This is a genomic window from Francisella sp. AG1, assembly GCF_057683165.1.
Genome location: NZ_CM173135.1, coordinates 1222391 through 1241608 on the forward strand (window position 1 = coordinate 1222391; position 19218 = coordinate 1241608).

A 19218-nucleotide genomic window follows, 5' to 3' on the forward strand; every position below is an offset into this window, starting at 1 on the left:
CATTTTACAAGATGTTATATTCTATCCTTGGAAGCTTGATGAAGAAGGCAATGATGCTTTTTTTGATTTTATAGAAAGTAATAAAGCCTGGGATAAGAGTAAAAAAAACTTGCAACATTCTATAGTTAATGTAGAACATATATACTTGATGAAACAGATTATTACTGAAAATAATATGCTACCACTTTATTTAAAAGAAACTATAGAATCATATAAAGTGAAAAAAATAGACGTTGTGTACAAAGATATTGATGAATTAATACTGAATACTTTAAAAATATGTATATTAACAGCATGTGATGAGTATAAAAAAAACATTTTGATATAAATCTTGGTTGTCTATTTACTGGAGTGTCATTAAAGATCAAAAAAGTTAATCAACTACACAAAGACACTTCTAATACTCCAGACCTAGATAGTACAATTACATTACTTCAGAATTTAATAAAAGATTTTAGTTTTACTCATTCTCAAGATAACTATCTAGCTTTACTCAATAAACAAATAAATTTATGTCGAGATAATCTCTCAAAAAGCATGAAAACTATAGATAAGTACGATGTTTATGCTTTTAATAAACCACAAAATATACTAATAAAACATATGTTAAGTACAGAAGAGATGTCATGGCAGCAGCTGCATGCGCTTTTAATGCAAATCAACAGTTAAGAGCTACAAAGTTTTTTAGGTAAGGATTTCAAAAGAAGTAGCAATCTACTAAATATATGTACCATCAAGCCTTTAATTGAGTGAGCTTTGCTAGCAATTTCTATTCTTGTTTTTTCTTCTATCCAATTATTTAAAGATTCAATAGGTTGTCTAATACTAGATATGGTACTGTCGAAAACTTCTAGAATGGGTACAATATTTTCAAAATTGCCTAGTTCTAGATACGCTTATAGTTAATCTGATAATATTGTGCTAAAGACGTGAGTAATAGCATCAGATAAATTATCAAAAGAATTATTTACTTTTCTTAAAATTCTTTTAAAATTGGCCCAAATTTTTTCTATAGGATTTAAATCAGGAGAATAAGCAGGAAGGTATAGTATCTGTATATCAAACTTCTCTGCTATTTTAGCCAATTTAGGAGACTTATGAAAACTAGCATTATCCATAACAACAGTAGTCTTTGGAATTAACTCAGGACATAAATGCTCTTCAAACCACTGATTAAAAATTTGAGTATCTGTATATCCAGTATACTCTAGCGGTGCTATAATCTTCTTTTCTAAATAGTTATAACCAGCAACTATACTTTTTCTCTGAGTTTGATAAGCAATAACTTCACCATAGCTAGGTTTACCAACAAGAGACCATCCTCTTAGTACAGACTGTTTATTATCCATACCCATTTCATCTAAATATACAAGTTTGTTAGGTTCAATAGTCTCAACAACCTCTATAAAACTTTGCCTATCTTGTTCTTTTCTTTGCTTATATTTAGGTGTCTTTTTTTAAAACTAAAACCAAGTCTGGTAAGACAATCATAAAATGTGCTTCTAGGTATTTCAGGAGCTAATGCTTCTCTAATATCTAAAGCCATTGCATCTGGATATGTTCTTAAGTAGCTTTCTATCGCTTCCTTATCTGTAAAGGTTGCTACTCTACCGCAACCCAAGCCTTGCTTAGATTTATAATCACCAGTTGTCTCGTATAAGTTTATCCAAGATCTAGTAGTACGGATATCTATATTAAAAAAATTACTTAGCTCTTTGTCTGTTAGGCCTTCTTTATATTTAGTTATTACGATATCTCTGAAATCTTGGCTATATGATGACATTTTTTCTAAATATTATAACATTATTGTCAAATAACTATCGGATTAACTATATACAGATACTATACCTTCCTGCTTATTCTCCTGATTTAAATCCTATAGAAAAAATTTGGGCCAATTTTAAAAGAATTTTAAGAAAAGTAAATAATTCTTTTGATAATTTATCTGATGCTATTACTCACGTCTTTAGCACAATATTATCAGATTAACTATATCATTATGAAACTGATTAATTAACAAGTTTTTAATAAATTCAGATAAAGTCAAAGAATCAGTCTTTTCAGGTTTTGAATTTAATAACTTCTCAAATTCTACTTGATTTATTTTTTCTGCAGTTAACTTATTAATATAATCTGCAAATAGTTGATGATCGCCCCTCAAATACATTGATCCCCACATACTAACAAGGCCATAACAAAGACCTTGCCTATTATCTATATTAATTTTAAAGGATTCACTATTTGATATTATTTCTCCCAAATTAGACATAATTGCAATATAACGCTCTATATTTAAATATAAAATTTCATAACGAGTCATAAACCACACACCTTAAATTTTATAAGAATTACTTAAGATTTGTATTGTATCATTATTTAATTTAACTTAAAAAATAATATAAATAAATATTCCAATTATAAAACTAAAAGACAAAAATATTATTAAATAAATTATTAAACGTTAGTCTCATACTAAACTTCAACCAAGCATGATTTTTGAACTCATTAATTCTTTGATAATTTCATATAAAGTAAAATTAAACGCTTATGTTAAGCTATAACATTTTAAATTTTATCTAGATATAGAGTATAAAATGTTTTACTACCACAACACATAATATAAAAATATATTAAATTATTATTTTATACATTTAAAAATATTTATGATATTGTTTAAATATTTTATTAACATTAATATAAACTTATAATATAAACATAATAATCAAAATAAAAGGTATATAATAATGATTGCAAAAATTTTTGAATCAGGAGATGTAGAAGTGCCTGGTTTTGAAGTATTTGGAAACTTAGAAGCTATGATGACATCTACTGGTAAAGTAGTTGAAGTCGTACAAGACTCTAATATCGTATCTAAATATGAAATAAAAGAATTAAAGTCTATACAATACATATTGCAACTAGATTCTGCAGACTATATCGAGAATAAATTGATATCAAGAATAATAACTAGTGTAAGACAAAAGTTGAAAGCCTATGAAATCAATGGGATCTTTATTAAACCCACTAGTTATGGAAGTATGCATCCTAATTTTGTAGAAAACTGTAGTTGGGAGAGTGTTGATGATCAATTTTATACTGATTGGATATTAGCACTTACAGCGATAGTATATGGGATACCAATATTGGGAAGTTGTCACGGTGCACAACTGCTGTGGCGGATTCTAGGAGGAAAGCTAGTGGAAGCTACTCCTACTACTAATGCATATGAGAATTTTAGCACTTATAAATTGATTCATTCTTATGACACAGATGTCAAGAAACAATTTATAAGATCTGGTGAGCGCAATTATCAAGAAAAATCCTCATACCAAACTTATCTTAATATAACGGACGGTTATTCTTCAGATGAGGAAGATGATCGTGATTATGATCATAATTTGTTAATGCTAAACAGTTGTAATTTTAAGGATGTAAAAAAACACCCTCTAAACTCACATTTAAAAACAGAATACAAAGCTGATGTTATATCAGGGTTCGTCTCAGATGATAAAAAAGTTATAGGGCTTCAGTGGCGCCCGCATAAACAGGGGGGATCAGGATCAGGATTATATCATCTATTAATATTTTTTGAATCATGTATCTTAGGAGAGAAAATAATATCACTTAGTCTACATTCATTAACAAAAGAACCTCAGAAACATCTACAAGATAGGATTACTACTAAGGTTTCAGCTGTTGTACATGCTGATTATCTACAAGATCTAATTGATAGTTTTATCCAAAACAATATGAACTATTTTTTTGATTTATATCCTCCTATTGATCATGCTTATTATGCTGATGAGACAGGAGTGCCATTATTACATAGAATTATCAAAAATTTAATTTTAAGAATCAGTACATTAGATGATGAGAGTTCTTGCAAAAAGATCCTCGAAAATATACATGGATTAATGAAATTCGAACTTAATTCTCAGTATAAAAGCAATTACCCTAATCATCAGACATTAATAAGTCTAATAAGTGCGCTGAAAAACCAAATTAACTCTCTTAAAAAAACCTCCTCCACACCTAATTTAGATGACCTATGGGAAAACATAGAAACAACGTGTAATCTGTTGGGTAAAAAACAACCTCTAACTTAATATCTCTTTTTGGTATTCTAACTATTTATTTTTTAGAAACTCTCTTATTTACTGCAGCATTTGTAATATACACCCCTAGAAAAACCACTCCCCCAAATATTAAGGCTAATATTGAAACAGTCTCACCATAGAAAACAAAGCCTATAAGTATAACCAAAAAAGGCAATGTGTTCTGAAATACTGCAGTTTTATATACTCCTATTTCTTCAAGCGCTCTTAAATACCATACATAGGCTATTACAGTTGCAAATACTGCTATATAAACCATACTCCCCCAGAATTCAACATCTGTATTAGATAGTTGTGAGAAATCAGATTTAAATATACTAACTATAGCAAACATAATCATACCCACTATGGCGCTATAGGTATTTATTGTAATCATATTAACACCTTCTCTGACACAACATTTACCTAATATTGCATAGGCTGCAAAACATATTACTGCCAGCACACTCAAAACCTCACCAAAACTAATTTGTATACCATTTAAACATTCTGCTGCTCCACCAGAAAATAGTACTACTCCTATAGTTCCAAGTAATGCCACAAGAATTCCTACTTTTGCCTGTTGATTAACTTTCATACGAAAAACATAACTAGACAACACAGTTATAAGACATGGTGCAAATGCATAAATAATTGCTACAATATTGCCTGAAATTAATTTTTCAGCCCATAAAAAGCTTATATTATATAAAAAAACGCCAAAAAAACCTACTGCAATCACATATAGCCACTGCCGTAAATTTAACTTAGGAAAAAAAGTTTTTGTGAAAATATAATGAATTACAATAAAAATTAATGATGCAAAAACATAACGAATCAAACCAACTAAATAGATATCAACATATTTAAGTGGCAAAGGAGCTATATGATATAAGCTAGCCCAAAAAAATAAAGCTGCTAATATTTTTATATAACCTTTTATCAAAGATGAGTTCATGAATTTCTACGACCTATTTTTAATTAAATACTCTACTATATCTGGGTTTAATAGTGTAGAGGTATCGCCAAAATTATCTAAATCATTAGCTGCAATTTTCCTTAAAATTCTACGCATTATTTTACCCGAACGTGTTTTAGGAAGTTCTGGAGTGAATTGAATAATTTCTGGAGTTGCAATAGGGCCTATTTCCTGACGAACATATTTAACCAAAGATTTTCTAATCTCTTGTAATGTCGCTTCATTATTATTTTTACCCTCCTTAAGAATACAATAAACATATATTGCTTCACCTTTTATATCATGGGGCATACCAACCACAGCACTTTCTGCAACATCAGAATGAGTGTTTAATGCAGCCTCAATCTCTGCAGTTGCCATCCGGTGGCCTGAGACATTGATTACATCATCCATACGTCCTTCTATCCAAATATATCCATCCTCATCTCTCCTAGCTGCATCTCCTGAAAAATAATATCCTTTGAAAGTAGAAAAATAAGTCTGCAAATATCTATCATGATCTCCATGAATAGTTCTGGCCATACCTGGAATTGCTTGTTTTATACATAAAGCACCCTTTCCTTCTCCATGTATCTCCTGACCATTAGTATCTAACAATGCTACATCCACGCCAAAAAAAGGTTTTGAAGCAGACCCTGGTTTTAATTTATGCGCTCCAGGAAGAGGTGTAATCATATGCCCTCCTATCTCTGTTTGCCACCAAGTATCAACTAATGGGGCCTGATTGTGACCTGCTTTTTCAACAAACCAGTGCCATGCTTCGGGATTTATTGGTTCACCAACAGAACCGAGTACTCGTAGAGACTTTCTAGTGGTGCTTTCTAAATATTGATCTCCAACTTTTAATAAAGATCTAATTAGCGTCGGTGCAGTATAAAGAATACTTACATTATGCTGATCAACTTCCTGCCATACTCTTGAAGCATCTGGATAAGTTGGTACTCCTTCAAAAATCACAGAGGTTGCTCCATTAGCTAATGGACCGTAAACAACATATGTATGGCCTGTAATCCAACCAATATCAGCTGTGCACCAGTAAACATCATGATCTTTATAATCAAAAACAAGCTTATGAGTCATACTTGCATATACTAAATACCCCCCTGAAGTATGCACTAACCCTTTAGGAGCACCAGTTGATCCAGACGTATATAACATGAACAATGGTAACTCTGCTTCAAAAGATTTAGCTACATGCTCATTTGAAACTTTTTTTAGCTCTTCTGAATAACAAATATCTAAATCACTATTCCATGAAATAGTATCACTACCAGTATTACGAACTACCAAGACTTTCTTAATACAACCAATCTCTGAAACAACCTTATCAACGCTATCTTTCATAGCTATTTTTTTACCCGAACGAACAGCTTCATCAACTGTTATAATAAAATTGCTATTAGCGTTAACTACGCGCTGCTTTAAAGACTCAGCAGAAAACCCTCCAAAAACTACTGAATGGATTGCGCCAATACGCGCACAAGCTAACATAGCATAAATTGACTCAGGCACCAATGGCATATAAATAGTTACAACATCGCCTTTTTTAATACCATTTTTTTCAAGGATGTTAGCCATTTCACAGACCCGATGATATAATTCTCTATAAGTAATTTTCTTAGATTTTTTAGGATTATCAGCCTGCCAAATAAAAGCTACTTGATTTGCTCTTTTAGGCAAATGCCTATCTACACAGTTATAGCAGACATTTAACTCGCCATCTTCAAACCATTTGATTTTAACTTCATCAAAATTATTATTGCTAACCTTTGAGAAAGGTTTAGCCCAATGGATTCGGTTTGCCTGCTTTGCCCAAAATTCATCAGAGTTTTCTAGTGATTCTTTGTAGAGTTTCTCATACAGTTCAGAATTAATGTGAGACTGGTCTATAAAATCTTGAGAAACTTGAAACTTTGAATATGGCATGAATTTAATTAAAAATATTTATCGCTGGATTTCATCTTAGCATAATTAAATACAATTACTAAGAAATAAGCTGCAAATAAGAAGCTCAATAACCTACTTTTTATTTTCAAGGTATTCTTTAAATTTTTCACCTAACTCATCATGCTGCAATGCTATCTCATAATTTGCTATTAGAAAACCCAATTTACTACCACAATCATAACGAGTACCTTTAAATTCATATGATAATATTTTCTCTTCTAATTCAATTAATTTAGCAATAGCATCCGTCAGTTGGATCTCTCCACCAGCTCCCTTAGGAGTTGTCTCCAAACATTTAAAAATTTTATTAGGCAATAGGTAACGACCAACTACAGCTATTGTTGATGGTGCCTCATCAGGGTGAGGCTTTTCTACTATCGCCTTAATAAGATTTTGATTATCTGTTGCAACTATTCCATATGAGCTTGTTTCTCTCTTTTTGACTTGCTGTGTTGCAATACAGCCTCGCATATCTGTTCCTTCGACTGATCTCATCATTTGCTTCAAAGTACCAGTGCCGCAATCATGATTATAAATAAGATCATCAGGCAATATTACAGCAAAATCTTCTATACCAACCAATGGCTTTGCGCAAAGCACTGCATGCCCTAAACCTAAAGCCTCTGGTTGACGCACAAAGAAAAAACTCACACCTTTGGGCACTATATTTTTAACTAAATCTAATAATTCATATTTTTGTTTTTTCTCTAATGAATATTCCAACTCAAAATTTCTATCAAAATGATCTTCTAAAGATTTTTTATTTGAACTTGTGACAAATATTATTTCCGTACAGCCAGCCTCAATCGCCTCTTCAACAGCATATTGAATTAAAGGTTTATCTACTACCGTAAGCATTTCTTTAGGACATGACTTAGTTGCTGGTAAAAATCTAGTTCCCCATCCAGCTACAGGAAATACTGCTTTTTTTATTTTCAATTTATTATACCTTTATTTTATTATTATATAATTAATTAATCTACTAATTGACAATATAAGTTAATACAAATATGATAGCCTTCATATGAAAGTTTACTCAATATTTCTGAGAGCCTTTTTAAATCATTTGAACGTTTAACATAAAGGTCTACTATAATTTCATTATCAATATAATATATAGACATTGCTTTATCTAATATAAGAGATTCTTGAAGGTTATTCTTAGCAAAAGTCTTCTTTATTAGTTGAAAAATTTCTTCCCTAGATGGTTCAAAGTTTTCTAGTTTGATTACTCCATCTTCATGATTTGTTACATCAACATGAACAGTTATATCTTTTATATTATCAATATTATGGTAAATTTTACTTTTAACAATTTCTGCAATATAGTGGCCTTCTGAAGCTGTGCTATATTTATTTACTAAAACATGTACATCTAAAACAATTTTACCAGCCATTTTTCTTGTTCTGAGAAAGTGAAAATCCTCAACTCCTTCAGTATTTATAATCACAGTTTTGATGTCTTGTCGAGTTTCCTCATCAACACCTTCATCTATTAGTTCAGCAACGGCTGAATAACCCCACTTGATACCCATTTTCACAATCATATAACAAACAATAAAAGCAGCTATTGCATCCATCCAAGGAAAACCTATAAATGCACCGCATAATCCAGCCAATACAACAACTGATGACCACATATCAGACCTGCTATGCCAAGCATTCGCTTTTAACATATCTGAATCAATTTTTTTTGCAGCTCTCATTGTATATTGATAAATAAATTCATTACCAAAAATAGAAAAAACAGCCGCATAGACAGTAAATTTATCTGGAGTAACGTAATACCCAGCAATAAGATTGACCAACGCATGATATACAATCATAAACCCTATAGCTATGAGCAACCCTGAAAGTACAAGTGTTGCAAATGTTTCTAATCTTTCATGGCCATATGGATGGTTATGATCTTCTCCTTTATTTGCATATTTTGCAGCAAATAAAACCATAAAATCACTTAATAAATCTGAAAAAGAATGTATACCATCAGCAAATAATGCTGGTGATTTACCAATCATTCCAACAATCGTTTTAACTATTGCAAGCAATGCATTTACTAACATTCCTACAATAGTGACTTTTTTAGTAATTTGATATCTATCATCTAACATTTTACAGCCTTTCTTATTTAAAGGAGATTTTAGAAGAAATAATAATCCTTAGTGTCACTAATGTCTATTATTAATACTCAAAATTTTTTAGCCTTTTGTCATTACTAACTTAAATAATAATATATGTGCTAATATCGAAAAAATCACTGTAGAAACCCACCAGATAATAGGGTTATCTAATCCGTACATCGTAACATAATAAGCAGCATAAATAGATATAGTTAATCTGATAATATTGTGCTAAAGACGTGAGTAATAGCATCAGATAAATTATCAAAAGAATTATTTACTTTTCTTAAAATTCTTTTAAAATTGGCCCAAATTTTTTCTATAGGATTTAAATCAGGAGAATAAGCAGGAAGGTATAGTATCTGTATATCAAACTTCTCTGCTATTTTAGCCAATTTAGGAGACTTATGAAAACTAGCATTATCCATAACAACAGTAGTCTTTGGAATTAACTCAGGACATAAATGCTCTTCAAACCACTGATTAAAAATTTGAGTATCTGTATATCCAGTATACTCTAGCGGTGCTATAATCTTCTTTTCTAAATAGTTATAACCAGCAACTATACTTTTTCTCTGAGTTTGATAAGCAATAACTTCACCATAGCTAGGTTTACCAACAAGAGACCATCCTCTTAGTACAGACTGTTTATTATCCATACCCATTTCATCTAAATATACAAGTTTGTTAGGTTCAATAGTCTCAACAACCTCTATAAAACTTTGCCTATCTTGTTCTTTTCTTTGCTTATATTTAGGTGTCTTTTTTTAAAACTAAAACCAAGTCTGGTAAGACAATCATAAAATGTGCTTCTAGGTATTTCAGGAGCTAATGCTTCTCTAATATCTAAAGCCATTGCATCTGGATATGTTCTTAAGTAGCTTTCTATCGCTTCCTTATCTGTAAAGGTTGCTACTCTACCGCAACCCAAGCCTTGCTTAGATTTATAATCACCAGTTGTCTCGTATAAGTTTATCCAAGATCTAGTAGTACGGATATCTATATTAAAAAAATTACTTAGCTCTTTGTCTGTTAGGCCTTCTTTATATTTAGTTATTACGATATCTCTGAAATCTTGGCTATATGATGACATTTTTTCTAAATATTATAACATTATTGTCAAATAACTATCGGATTAACTATAGCATAAATTGCAAAGATGCCATTACTAAACCAGGATTCCAACTTTTTAGCTTAATACCCTCGATAATATGAGTTAAACAATTCATAATACTAAAAATTATAATTAAAAGACCAAAACCAATATTCACAAAACTTAAAATTCCAAAAATCACAAAAGCCAACCATACCATTATAATATTTATCCAAAATATTTTAATATCAGTAAGCTTCTCTTGTCCTTCTGGTAAATCCATAACTATTTGGTTCATAAATTTTTTAAATCCACCGGGAATATAATGTTCCTCAGTTTGATGAAACAAATAAAGAGGAATATTCAATAATGCCCAAAAATGTGGATCACTAACTGAAAAATTCATGATTAATAGAGCTAAAGTTACTATTCCAGCCCATGGAGCAACTCTTGCCCAATTCTGGTCTTTCGCTAACACACTTATCATACAACTCCTACAATATAGATTTAAACTAAACTATTTAACTACTACCTTATTAGTTTTTTTAGAAAAAACTTTTTCATTTATTTCTATACCTAAACCAGGAAGGCTTGAAGCTTCAAAAAAACCTTTTATAGGTTGAGGATCTTGAATACAAAGCTCTCTATTAAAATCTTTTAACGCATAAGTATGATGTTCATGAATTATAAAGTTTGGAATAGCTGTTTCTAAATGTAAACTTGCAGCGGTTGCTATCGGACCACCACAAACATGTGCTTGTATTTTTACATCATACATATCGACATAGTCACAAATTTTTTTAGCCTCTGTAAGACCTCCACACAAGCCAATATCTGGCTGTAATACATCAATAGTTTGTTTCTCAATATATTCTCTAACACCATGCCTTAAATACAATCTCTCTCCTGCAGCAATTGGTACTCTTAGCTTAGCTTTTAAACTCTCATGTAATTTACTATTTAAATAATTAACAGGCTCCTCGAAGTATAAGCAATCAAAATCTTCAGCAATTTCACCTAACTGTAAAGCTGATGTCAAACTTGGTAAGCTATGGCACTCAAATATAATATCACCATTTTGACCTAATACATCTCGGATGGCCTGCATTCTTTGACGGATTAATTTAAGATGGTCGCTACGAAATGGTAATGTGCAATCATATAACGTATCGCCCTTATGATCAAACATCATTGGGTCAACTTTTATAGCATCAAAACCTTGTGCAATAGCTTTCTCAGTAGCTTTTGCATAGTCTTCAGGTTTAAATAAAGCTTTACGTTCATATTCATCCCAATCAAACTGAAGTTGACTTGCATAAGTTCTTAGTTTTTTATTTGTTTTACCGCCTAATAATTGATAAACAGGCACTCCTAAGGCTTTCCCCTTGATGTCCCATAGTGCAATATCAATAGCACTCATTGCAGCATATACCACAGGGCCTCCACCAAGCCCCCAAAAGCTTTCACGCAACATTCTATTCCATAATTTTTCACTTTCAAATGGATTAATTCCTATAACCATTTCTTCAGAAAATTCTTTAATCATATTTGCTGCTGCTGAATGCCCTAAATCATAAGCTAGCCCAGCTTCACCAACACCTATTATACCCTCATCTGTTATTACTTTTATAAATACTGGTGACCATGCAGGTCTTTTATCACAATATATATCAAATATTTCTACAGCTACTACTTTCATCACTAGTCCTTTTATAATTACATTTCTTGATTTTTAAAATAAATCCTCTGGGCTACATTTTTAAAAATATCTTTTGATATCTTATCATTACCAATATACTGATGTAAAAAATTCTGCCATTGATTATACTTACTCTTATGAGAAACTGGAAAGTTTGAACCATAACATAACTGATTAGATTTAATATTTTCAAAAACAAAATCTAAAGCTCTATTAACATATGAAATATCATTATTCAAATCAAATCCTGATAACTTCAGATTCCATTTATTATTTTCTGCACATTGTTTTATAAATGTATACCACTCTACTAGATTATTATTCCGTCCAAATAGTGGTAAGCCAAAATGTTCTATAACCATATCTACTCCAGAATTATTTATCTTATCTAAAAGAGGTAAAAATTGCTCTGGGTACATCTGTGCTTCAAACAAAAGGCTATAATCTTTTAAAAGTTTTAACTTAGTTTCTAAATCTCTAGGTATACTTTTATCAAATGGACTATATTTAGATTTATAGGTTTGTGACATAATCTGGCGAATTCCAGCTATATCATTATACTCTGCCAACTTAATAATTATTTTTTCAAACTTAGATATTTCTAAACTAAAATCCACAAATGCTACGACTTTAATATTTTTGTCAGGAAAGTTTAACTTTAACCAAAAATATTCACATAAAGGATCAAGTCTTTCCCCATGTGCTTCTATATGTACAAATGAGTTCGTACTTAGATTATTAGGAATTACTAATTTCGGCAGTTTAGTTGTTTTAACCCACTCATTATAACCATTTTTTATATCCCAGAAATGAATATGTGAATCAATTACATCCATAATTAAACATTTTTTTATAACCCTAATAACTAGTTTATCTATTTTAAAAAAAATATTTCAATGATTTTTTAAAATATTTAAACATATAATATACCTCTATCACCCTTCTCCATTCACCTTTACCTTTCACTTCAGTATAATAAATAAAAAATACTAAGAATCTACAATGACTGCAAAAAAAAATCAAAACTGGACTTTTTTGACTAATCACTCACATGTCTTATGTCTAATTAATATTGATCCAAACATTACTATTAGAGATATGGCTATTAAAATAAAAATTACTGAAAGAGCGGTATTAAATATACTTAGTGATTTGACGGAAACCTCTTATCTAAGTGTAAAAAAAATAGGAAGAAACAACCATTATAGTATAAACAAGGATAAAAAACTTAGACACCCTATAGAAAGTCACTGTACTATAGCAAATTTCTTAGAACCATTATTACGCTAAAAAATATAGTAAATCGAACTTAAAAACATTAGGATATAGCAATTATAAAATTGCTATATTTCTTTTATTCACTATGTTACTACAAATAATAAATTCTATATTACCTATTTTTATTATAATTTTTATAGGTTGGTTAACCCGTTTTCTTAAACTTACAAATGAAAATGCTCATGAAACTTGTGCAAAAATTGTCACAACACTAGTCTTTCCAGCTCTACTATTTATGCACACAGCCACTGCAAAACCAAGTGAAATTTTTGATACACGTTGGATGGCAGCCTTTCTAATCTCTATTAGTATTATTTGGATAATATGTTTTTGTACTAGTATTTTTATTTTCAAACAACCTAAAAAAAATAGTGTTATGCAAGCAATGATAAATACTTTCACAGATATGGGAGGTATGGGCATTCCATTCTTTATTAGTATAATAGGGCCTGTTGCTTTAATTTCAGTAGCTAAAGCTAATTTCATAATCTCATTAACTCTTATTCCTCTGACGATTTTTTGTTTAGAACTATATTCTGGTGTACAACAATCTAAAAAAGGAATTGTCATATATGCCTTATTTAAATCTCTTAAAAAGCCAATGTTTTTGGCAGTAGCTATTGGAGCCCTATTTAGTTTAACAAACTCTTTTTCTACAATACCACAATATATTACCGAATCTATAAATGACGCATCTAAAGCTTGCGTATTCATGTCCTTGTTTACTGTTGGACTTGCCTTATACGGTATTAAATTACACATAACCAAGATGTTTACTTTTAATTTAATCATGAAAAGTCTAATTAGTGGGTTTATTGCATGGGCAGTCGTAATTTTATTTGGGATTACAGGAGATTCTGCTAAAGAACTTATTTATCTAATAGCTATGCCAACGGCAACTATCGCTACAATCTTTGCACTTCAGTGGCAAACAATACCAGAAGAAGCAACTAGTTTATATTTAGTATCAACTATACTCTCTATAATTACACTACCAATGTGGATGTTTTTACTTAAATGATTACTACTATAATAAATTTATAATCATTTTAGTAAAAAAAGATATTCTACTCACTATCACTCATAGCATTCTCAACTAAACTACTCTCTAGCTCTTTCTTTGTTCTTATATTTGATACTTGTTTTAATTTCTCAACTTGACCAATTAAATTACCACGACCTGTTTTTAATTTACTAAATGCATTCTCATAAGATTTATTAGCATCATTTATAGATTTACCAACCTTTTCTAAATCATCTATAAATCCAACAAATTTTTTGTATAATTCCTCTGCTCTACTATATATATCTGTAATGCTTTGAGCTTGTTTTTCATATCGCCAAGTATTCTCAACAGCCCTAAGCGCTACCAATAAAGTTGTTGGACTTACTAAAATTATTTTTTGTTTAAAAGCTTCATCATATAGATTTGTATCATTCTCAAGCGCAAGAAGCAATGCTCCTTCTATAGGTATAAACATAAATATAAAATCTAGGGAATTTATACCTTTTAAATTTTCATAATTTTTATTTGCTAAGCCTTTGATGTGTTCTTTTATTGACCTAAGATGTGCTTTTAAATATATTTGCTTCTGTTCATCATCTGCAGCCATATAATCGTTATAAGCGAATAAAGATGTTTTTGCATCAATAATAATATCTCTAGCATCCGGTAGCTTTACAATCACATCCGGTCGAAAGGCTCTACCTTCATCATCTGTAATATGTTTTTCTCTAACATATTCTAACCCTTCCCTAAGACCAGATTTTTCAAGAACATTCTCAAGAATCATCTCTCCCCAAACACCTTGTTGCTTAGTACTATTTCTTAGTGCATTTGTCAGATTGTGAGCTTCTGTAGTCATTTTTTGATTTAGCTCTTTTAAGGTTTTTAGCTCATTTTGAAGAGCCCCCCTAGCAGTGGATTCTTTATCGTAAACATCTTCCACTTTTTGTTTAAAATCTCTCAATTGCTCACGTACGGGGTTTAGTACATTACCTAGACTCTCATTATTATGCTCACTTAGCTTTTTGGAATTATCCTCAAAAATCTTATTAGCTAAATTTTCAAACTCTGTTTTTAACTTAACTTCGCTATTTTGTAAAAACTCCAGTTTATCTTGCATAGCATTACTTTGTTCTTTTAATTGAGTTTCAAGCATTGAAACTTGAGATTTGTAAACTTTTATCTCTTCTGTATATTTATATGCTCTCTCTCGCTCCTCTTTCAGCTCTTCTTTTAACTCAGCTATACGCTGGATACTATCTTGTTTCAATTCAGAATTTCTTTGCTCTTTTTGTACTAGAAGTGTATCAAAAGTTATATTTTTACTACGTAATTCTACTAGTTCTACCTGTGTAGAGTCTTTATAGTTTTCATATGTTTTATAGATGTTTGCAAGTTGTTTTGATTTTTTAATAAAAAATAAAATAAATAATGCAACAAAAGTTATAACTAACACTATAAACAATAGTCCAAAAGCCACTGGTTTCTCCAAGAATCAAGCTAAAATAAGTTATAATGATTTTACAGTTTAGTAGCTCTTAAATATACAGAAATAAATAATTATCCAAACCTAAACAGGACATTTTCATTATCTCTTTGACTTAATTGATCCTTGTAAAGCTTTACGAATTGCTTCTGATGCTGTTGTTACATCTCCAATGCTCCCACGAATCATTTTTTCAGCATCTTTTTGTTTGTAACCTAAAGCTAAAAGAGCATCTACAGATTCATTAAATATAGAAGTTGATGTGGTGGTTTGTTTTTGTTGTGAATTAATTTGATTAAAACTTAGGTTACTATCTTCTGATTGACTATAAATTTCATTCGCCATCTTTAAAAGTTTATCATATATTTCAATAACTACTCTTTCAGCAGTTTTTTTACCTATACCAGGAATTGTAGCAAGTAAACCATAATCTTTATTTTCAATACAATGCAAAAGAGTTTTAGAATCCATACCAGATAAAATTGCAATCGCTGTACGTGCACCTATACCACTTACTTTTATTAATTCTTGGAAAACTTTCTTATCAACTTTTGATTTGAAACCATATAATTGTTGAGCATCTTCTCTAACTATAAAATGTGTGTATAAACTAATCTCACAATCCATATCTCCTAATGAATAAAAAGTTGTCATTGGTACAGACACCTCATATCCCAAACCATTAACATCTATTAATAAAGCTGCTGGCTCTTTTTCTAACAATTTTCCTTTTATAAAGCTTATCATGAATAACTATAATCCTTAGTTCCTTCGGGTTCTTGCTTTTGAACCTCAACCTTCGCCATTGATAAATAAAAACTAGCTACAAGAGAAACTAGGAAGGCTAAGGGTAAAATAATAAAAGCTGTGCTAATTTCCATAGCAAAATAATTAACTAATATACCAATCACAATTGGAACAACAAATCCAGAAAACATAACTACTGTATTATTTATACCAAAAAATATTGATTTTGGTCTATTTTCTTTATAATTTGCAATAACAGAAAAAGAAAGTGTTTGCCCTGCTGCTGCACAACCTATTAAAAATAATAATACAATACTTGTAAACTGAGTTAGCTTAATACTTAAAAGCAAAGAAACACAAATAAAACCAAGTAGCGAAACTAATGATAATATATTAACCTTATGCTTAAATTTATCATACATTAATCCAAAAAATGGACTACCAAGTCCAAGACCCAACCATAAAAAAGCTATGGAGTATGATGCTTGAGTTATATTTAAACCCTTACTCTCCAACAAGCTTACTCCCCATATAGCTCCTAAAGTAGGTATCGAACAATAGACAAAAAAAGCATATAAATATATTAAGTTTAATCTTTTATCTAAAAAACTAGTCTTAATATCACAAGTAATCTTTTGCTGCTCTATGGTTGTAACCTCAGCTTTATTATCTGTAACAAAAATTAAAATTAAAGCTACTAAAAAAATACCTAAAATAGCTGCAATAAAAATCACCAATCTCCAACTAGATAAATAACTTACAAAATATAATAATGGAGCTCCTGCTAAGATTGGACCCATAGTGCCTAAAATCTGTGTTGAACCAGACAGAAGTCCCATATACCTTAGAGGGAACCATTGTGTTGCAATTATAAGCAACCCTAAGAAACCAAAAGAAGCACCTATTCCCATCAAACATCTAGCAAAAATAGCAATTGCTAAATTTGGAGTCAATGAAAAAATCAAAGCACCTAAAGAGCACATTAGTGCCGCAAAAAACAATGATTTTTTGATACCATATTTATCAAAAACAAAACCTACCGGTACCTGCAAAAATGAATAGCATAAATAAAAAGCTCCTCCAAGCAGTGAGAAGCTAAAAGCTGATGCATGGAAACTAGTAACAATATCTTGATGAAGCGAATTAGGGAGTACTCTTAAAAAGAATTCATATAAAAAAAACATTGCCCCAATGAACCAAACCATACAAGCTTTAACATAATATTTTTTCATTATTTAATATTTATTTTTTAAATATAAAATGATTATAAATATCCAAAGCTTCATAAACAAACATTTTCGCCAAACTATTTGAAATACTTTATAAAAAATATTATTTAACTATCAATATAATTTTAAAATCTTGAGAAAACAAACCCTTATAGCGAACTACTGAATCCTTTTTTGTGCTACACGACTTGCACCAGCAATACGCACTAAAGATTTACTACTATGGTAATGACATATTGCAATAGCTAAAGCATCAGCAGCATCCTCTGGTGGTTTCTTACTTAAGCCTAACAATGATTGTACCATATGCTGAACCTGAGACTTAGCTGCCCCACCATTACCAACCACAGCTTGTTTTATTTGCTTGGCCGAATACTCACCAACCTTCAAACCATTAATAGCTAGAGTGCACATTGCCACACCTCTAGCTTGCCCTAGTTTAATAGCGCCCATAGGATTTTGAAACATAAAAATCTGCTCAATTGCCGATTCATTAGGAGCGTATGTTTTTATTACTTCTGTTATACCATCAGCAATTTGTTTAAGTCTATCAGCTGTTTCTATTTCTGTAATACGAATACAGCCACTAGCTACATAATATACTTTATTATCCTGAATTTTTATAACTCCAAACCCTGTAATTCTTGAGCCAGGGTCAACTCCTAAAATTATCATTTATATTTTAAAAAAGATATTTTCTGAATTACTAAGAAAATTTTATTACACATAGAATTTAATAGATATAAAAATCATTAGCTTTATAAAGATAAAACCGAATAAATATTAAATTTATCCGATCTGCTCCATTATTTCCTGAGTAAAATTAGCATTAGAATAAACATTCTGAACATCATCAAGATCTTCTAGCTTATCTATCAAATTCATTATCTTTTCTGCCATTTCCACATCAAGATCTGCCTTCACTTCGGCATCAAAAGTTACTTCTGCACTTTCAGCATTAAAACCTTTTGCTATCAAAGCATCTTGAATATCAGAAAAATCATTAGAATCAGTAATTACATCGATACTACCATCTTCATGGGTAACTACATCTTCCGCACCTGCTTCTAAAGCTGCTTCCATAATAGCATCTTCATCTACATCATCAGAAAATGAAATAAAACCTTTTTTCTCAAACATGTAAGCAACTGAACCATCAGTACCAAGATTACCACCACTTTTTGAAAAAGCATGACGAACCTCTCCAACAGTACGATTGCGATTATCTGTCATACAATCAACCATAATTGCTACACCTGCAGGGCCATAGCCTTCATAATGAATCTCTTCAACATTTCCTTCATCTCCGCCACCAGCACCTTTCAGTATTGCACGATCTATAGTATCTCTTGTCATGTTATTAGATAATGCTGTCGATATTGCTGCTCTTAAACGAGGGTTAGAATCTTTATCACCACCACCCAGTCTCGCAGCAACTGTAATTTCACGAATAAGTTTAGTAAAAACTTTACCGCGTTTTGCGTCTTCTTTGGCTTTTTTATGTTTTATATTAGCCCACTTACTATGACCTGCCATTTTT

At 30.8% G+C, this 19218-nt stretch carries 18 protein-coding genes and 3 pseudogenes; 5 read left to right on the forward strand and 16 right to left on the reverse strand.

Going from position 1 to position 19218, the window contains the following annotated elements; genetic code table 11:
* The first annotated feature begins 351 nt into the window (after nt 1-351).
* On the forward strand, nt 352-669 hold the full coding sequence (locus ACR0PV_RS06385) for a hypothetical protein (protein ID WP_488172309.1): 318 nt from the start codon (nt 352-354) through the stop codon (nt 667-669).
* A 233-nt stretch (nt 670-902) separates the two neighbouring features.
* Here the strand turns inward: ACR0PV_RS06385 and ACR0PV_RS06390 are convergent.
* Nucleotides 903-1783, reverse strand: a protein-coding gene (locus ACR0PV_RS06390; protein WP_488172194.1) for an IS630 family transposase whose coding sequence is annotated in 2 segments (ribosomal slippage) — nt 903-1459 and nt 1459-1783 — 882 coding nt in all. Because the reading frame shifts where the segments join, the coding sequence is not laid out codon by codon here.
* 50 nt (nt 1784-1833) lie between these two features.
* Here ACR0PV_RS06390 and ACR0PV_RS06395 point away from each other — a divergent pair.
* Nucleotides 1834-1989: pseudogene (locus tag ACR0PV_RS06395) on the forward strand (transposase); the annotation flags it as partial.
* Here ACR0PV_RS06395 and ACR0PV_RS06400 read toward each other — a convergent pair.
* On the reverse strand, nt 1967-2320 hold the full coding sequence (locus tag ACR0PV_RS06400; RefSeq protein ID WP_488172310.1) for a hypothetical protein: 354 nt from the start codon (nt 2318-2320) through the stop codon (nt 1967-1969). The pseudogene ACR0PV_RS06395 and the gene ACR0PV_RS06400 overlap by 23 nt on opposite strands.
* Before the next feature lie 424 nt (nt 2321-2744).
* Between ACR0PV_RS06400 and ACR0PV_RS06405 the strand changes: the two genes are divergently transcribed.
* Nucleotides 2745-4106, forward strand: a complete 1362-nt coding sequence (locus ACR0PV_RS06405; protein WP_488172311.1) for a hypothetical protein — start codon at nt 2745-2747, stop codon at nt 4104-4106.
* A 25-nt stretch (nt 4107-4131) separates the two neighbouring features.
* Here the strand turns inward: ACR0PV_RS06405 and ACR0PV_RS06410 are convergent, their stop codons facing one another.
* The 9 genes and pseudogenes from ACR0PV_RS06410 to ACR0PV_RS06450 all read right to left on the reverse strand — a co-directional run bounded on the left by ACR0PV_RS06410 (nt 4132) and on the right by ACR0PV_RS06450 (nt 12768).
* Nucleotides 4132-5052 (reverse strand): DMT family transporter, encoded by a 921-nt coding sequence (locus tag ACR0PV_RS06410; RefSeq protein ID WP_488172312.1) that lies wholly within the window; start codon nt 5050-5052, stop codon nt 4132-4134.
* A 6-nt stretch (nt 5053-5058) separates the two neighbouring features.
* On the reverse strand, nt 5059-6999 hold the full coding sequence (gene acs, locus ACR0PV_RS06415; protein WP_488172313.1) for an acetate--CoA ligase: 1941 nt from the start codon (nt 6997-6999) through the stop codon (nt 5059-5061).
* Nucleotides 7000-7092: 93 nt separating this feature from the next.
* On the reverse strand, nt 7093-7959 hold the full coding sequence (gene galU, locus ACR0PV_RS06420) for a UTP--glucose-1-phosphate uridylyltransferase GalU (RefSeq protein WP_488172314.1): 867 nt from the start codon (nt 7957-7959) through the stop codon (nt 7093-7095).
* 35 nt (nt 7960-7994) lie between these two features.
* Nucleotides 7995-9131 carry a cation diffusion facilitator family transporter gene (locus tag ACR0PV_RS06425; RefSeq protein ID WP_488172315.1) on the reverse strand — a complete coding sequence of 379 codons (1137 nt, stop codon included), beginning with the start codon at nt 9129-9131 and terminating at the stop codon, nt 7995-7997.
* Between the two features lie 87 nt (nt 9132-9218).
* Nucleotides 9219-9350 (reverse strand): annotated as a pseudogene (locus ACR0PV_RS06430) (HXXEE domain-containing protein); the annotation flags it as partial.
* A 2-nt stretch (nt 9351-9352) separates the two neighbouring features.
* A protein-coding gene (locus tag ACR0PV_RS06435) for an IS630 family transposase (protein WP_488172194.1) occupies nt 9353-10233 on the reverse strand; the annotation gives its coding sequence in 2 pieces (ribosomal slippage) (nt 9353-9909 and nt 9909-10233; 882 coding nt in all).
* A 49-nt stretch (nt 10234-10282) separates the two neighbouring features.
* Nucleotides 10283-10720, reverse strand: a pseudogene (locus tag ACR0PV_RS06440) (HXXEE domain-containing protein); the annotation flags it as partial.
* 30 nt (nt 10721-10750) lie between these two features.
* Nucleotides 10751-11932, reverse strand: coding sequence for a mandelate racemase/muconate lactonizing enzyme family protein (locus ACR0PV_RS06445; protein WP_488172316.1), 1182 nt, complete (start codon nt 11930-11932; stop codon nt 10751-10753).
* A gap of 17 nt (nt 11933-11949) precedes the next feature.
* Nucleotides 11950-12768, reverse strand: a complete 819-nt coding sequence (locus tag ACR0PV_RS06450; RefSeq protein ID WP_488172317.1) for an amidohydrolase family protein — start codon at nt 12766-12768, stop codon at nt 11950-11952.
* 166 nt (nt 12769-12934) lie between these two features.
* Between ACR0PV_RS06450 and ACR0PV_RS06455 the strand changes: the two genes are divergently transcribed.
* Together ACR0PV_RS06455 and ACR0PV_RS06460 are read left to right on the forward strand one after the other, a co-directional pair.
* On the forward strand, nt 12935-13222 hold the full coding sequence (locus ACR0PV_RS06455; protein WP_488172318.1) for an ArsR family transcriptional regulator: 288 nt from the start codon (nt 12935-12937) through the stop codon (nt 13220-13222).
* 73 nt (nt 13223-13295) lie between these two features.
* Nucleotides 13296-14231, forward strand: coding sequence for an AEC family transporter (locus tag ACR0PV_RS06460; protein ID WP_488172319.1), 936 nt, complete (start codon nt 13296-13298; stop codon nt 14229-14231).
* Nucleotides 14232-14277: 46 nt separating this feature from the next.
* Here the strand turns inward: ACR0PV_RS06460 and ACR0PV_RS06465 are convergent, their stop codons facing one another.
* The 5 genes from ACR0PV_RS06465 to ACR0PV_RS06485 all read right to left on the reverse strand — a co-directional run bounded on the left by ACR0PV_RS06465 (nt 14278) and on the right by ACR0PV_RS06485 (nt 19214).
* Complete coding sequence (locus ACR0PV_RS06465) at nt 14278-15681, reverse strand: DNA recombination protein RmuC (protein WP_488173974.1); 1404 nt, start codon at nt 15679-15681, stop codon at nt 14278-14280.
* Nucleotides 15682-15804: 123 nt separating this feature from the next.
* The gene (gene ruvA / locus ACR0PV_RS06470) at nt 15805-16449 is read right to left on the reverse strand and encodes a Holliday junction branch migration protein RuvA (protein WP_488172320.1); all 645 of its coding nucleotides are present in this window, start codon (nt 16447-16449) and stop codon (nt 15805-15807) included.
* Complete coding sequence (locus ACR0PV_RS06475) at nt 16446-17681, reverse strand: MFS transporter (RefSeq protein WP_488172321.1); 1236 nt, start codon at nt 17679-17681, stop codon at nt 16446-16448. The genes ruvA and ACR0PV_RS06475 overlap by 4 nt, the downstream gene beginning before the upstream one ends.
* Nucleotides 17682-17837: 156 nt before the next feature.
* Complete coding sequence (gene ruvC, locus ACR0PV_RS06480; RefSeq protein WP_488172322.1) at nt 17838-18353, reverse strand: crossover junction endodeoxyribonuclease RuvC; 516 nt, start codon at nt 18351-18353, stop codon at nt 17838-17840.
* Between the two features lie 114 nt (nt 18354-18467).
* Nucleotides 18468-19214: a YebC/PmpR family DNA-binding transcriptional regulator gene (locus ACR0PV_RS06485; RefSeq protein ID WP_488172323.1), complete on the reverse strand. Its 747-nt coding sequence runs from the start codon at nt 19212-19214 to the stop codon at nt 18468-18470.
* Nucleotides 19215-19218: the final 4 nt, after the last annotated feature.

Excerpts from the sequence above, each read along its gene's own strand:
- ACR0PV_RS06400 (WP_488172310.1), bottom strand. The coding sequence starts at position 2,320 with ATGACTCGTTATGAAATTTTATATTTAAATATAGAGCGTTATATTGCA.
- ACR0PV_RS06405 (WP_488172311.1), top strand. The coding sequence starts at position 2,745 with ATGATTGCAAAAATTTTTGAATCAGGAGATGTAGAAGTGCCTGGTTTT.
- ACR0PV_RS06410 (WP_488172312.1), bottom strand. The coding sequence starts at position 5,052 with ATGAACTCATCTTTGATAAAAGGTTATATAAAAATATTAGCAGCTTTA.
- acs (WP_488172313.1), bottom strand. The coding sequence starts at position 6,999 with ATGCCATATTCAAAGTTTCAAGTTTCTCAAGATTTTATAGACCAGTCT.
- ACR0PV_RS06425 (WP_488172315.1), bottom strand. The coding sequence starts at position 9,131 with ATGTTAGATGATAGATATCAAATTACTAAAAAAGTCACTATTGTAGGA.
- ACR0PV_RS06445 (WP_488172316.1), bottom strand. The coding sequence starts at position 11,932 with ATGAAAGTAGTAGCTGTAGAAATATTTGATATATATTGTGATAAAAGA.
- ACR0PV_RS06450 (WP_488172317.1), bottom strand. The coding sequence starts at position 12,768 with ATGGATGTAATTGATTCACATATTCATTTCTGGGATATAAAAAATGGT.
- ACR0PV_RS06455 (WP_488172318.1), top strand. The coding sequence starts at position 12,935 with ATGACTGCAAAAAAAAATCAAAACTGGACTTTTTTGACTAATCACTCA.
- ACR0PV_RS06460 (WP_488172319.1), top strand. The coding sequence starts at position 13,296 with ATGTTACTACAAATAATAAATTCTATATTACCTATTTTTATTATAATT.
- ruvA (WP_488172320.1), bottom strand. The coding sequence starts at position 16,449 with ATGATAAGCTTTATAAAAGGAAAATTGTTAGAAAAAGAGCCAGCAGCT.
- ACR0PV_RS06475 (WP_488172321.1), bottom strand. The coding sequence starts at position 17,681 with ATGAAAAAATATTATGTTAAAGCTTGTATGGTTTGGTTCATTGGGGCA.
- ruvC (WP_488172322.1), bottom strand. The coding sequence starts at position 18,353 with ATGATAATTTTAGGAGTTGACCCTGGCTCAAGAATTACAGGGTTTGGA.
- ACR0PV_RS06485 (WP_488172323.1), bottom strand. The coding sequence starts at position 19,214 with ATGGCAGGTCATAGTAAGTGGGCTAATATAAAACATAAAAAAGCCAAA.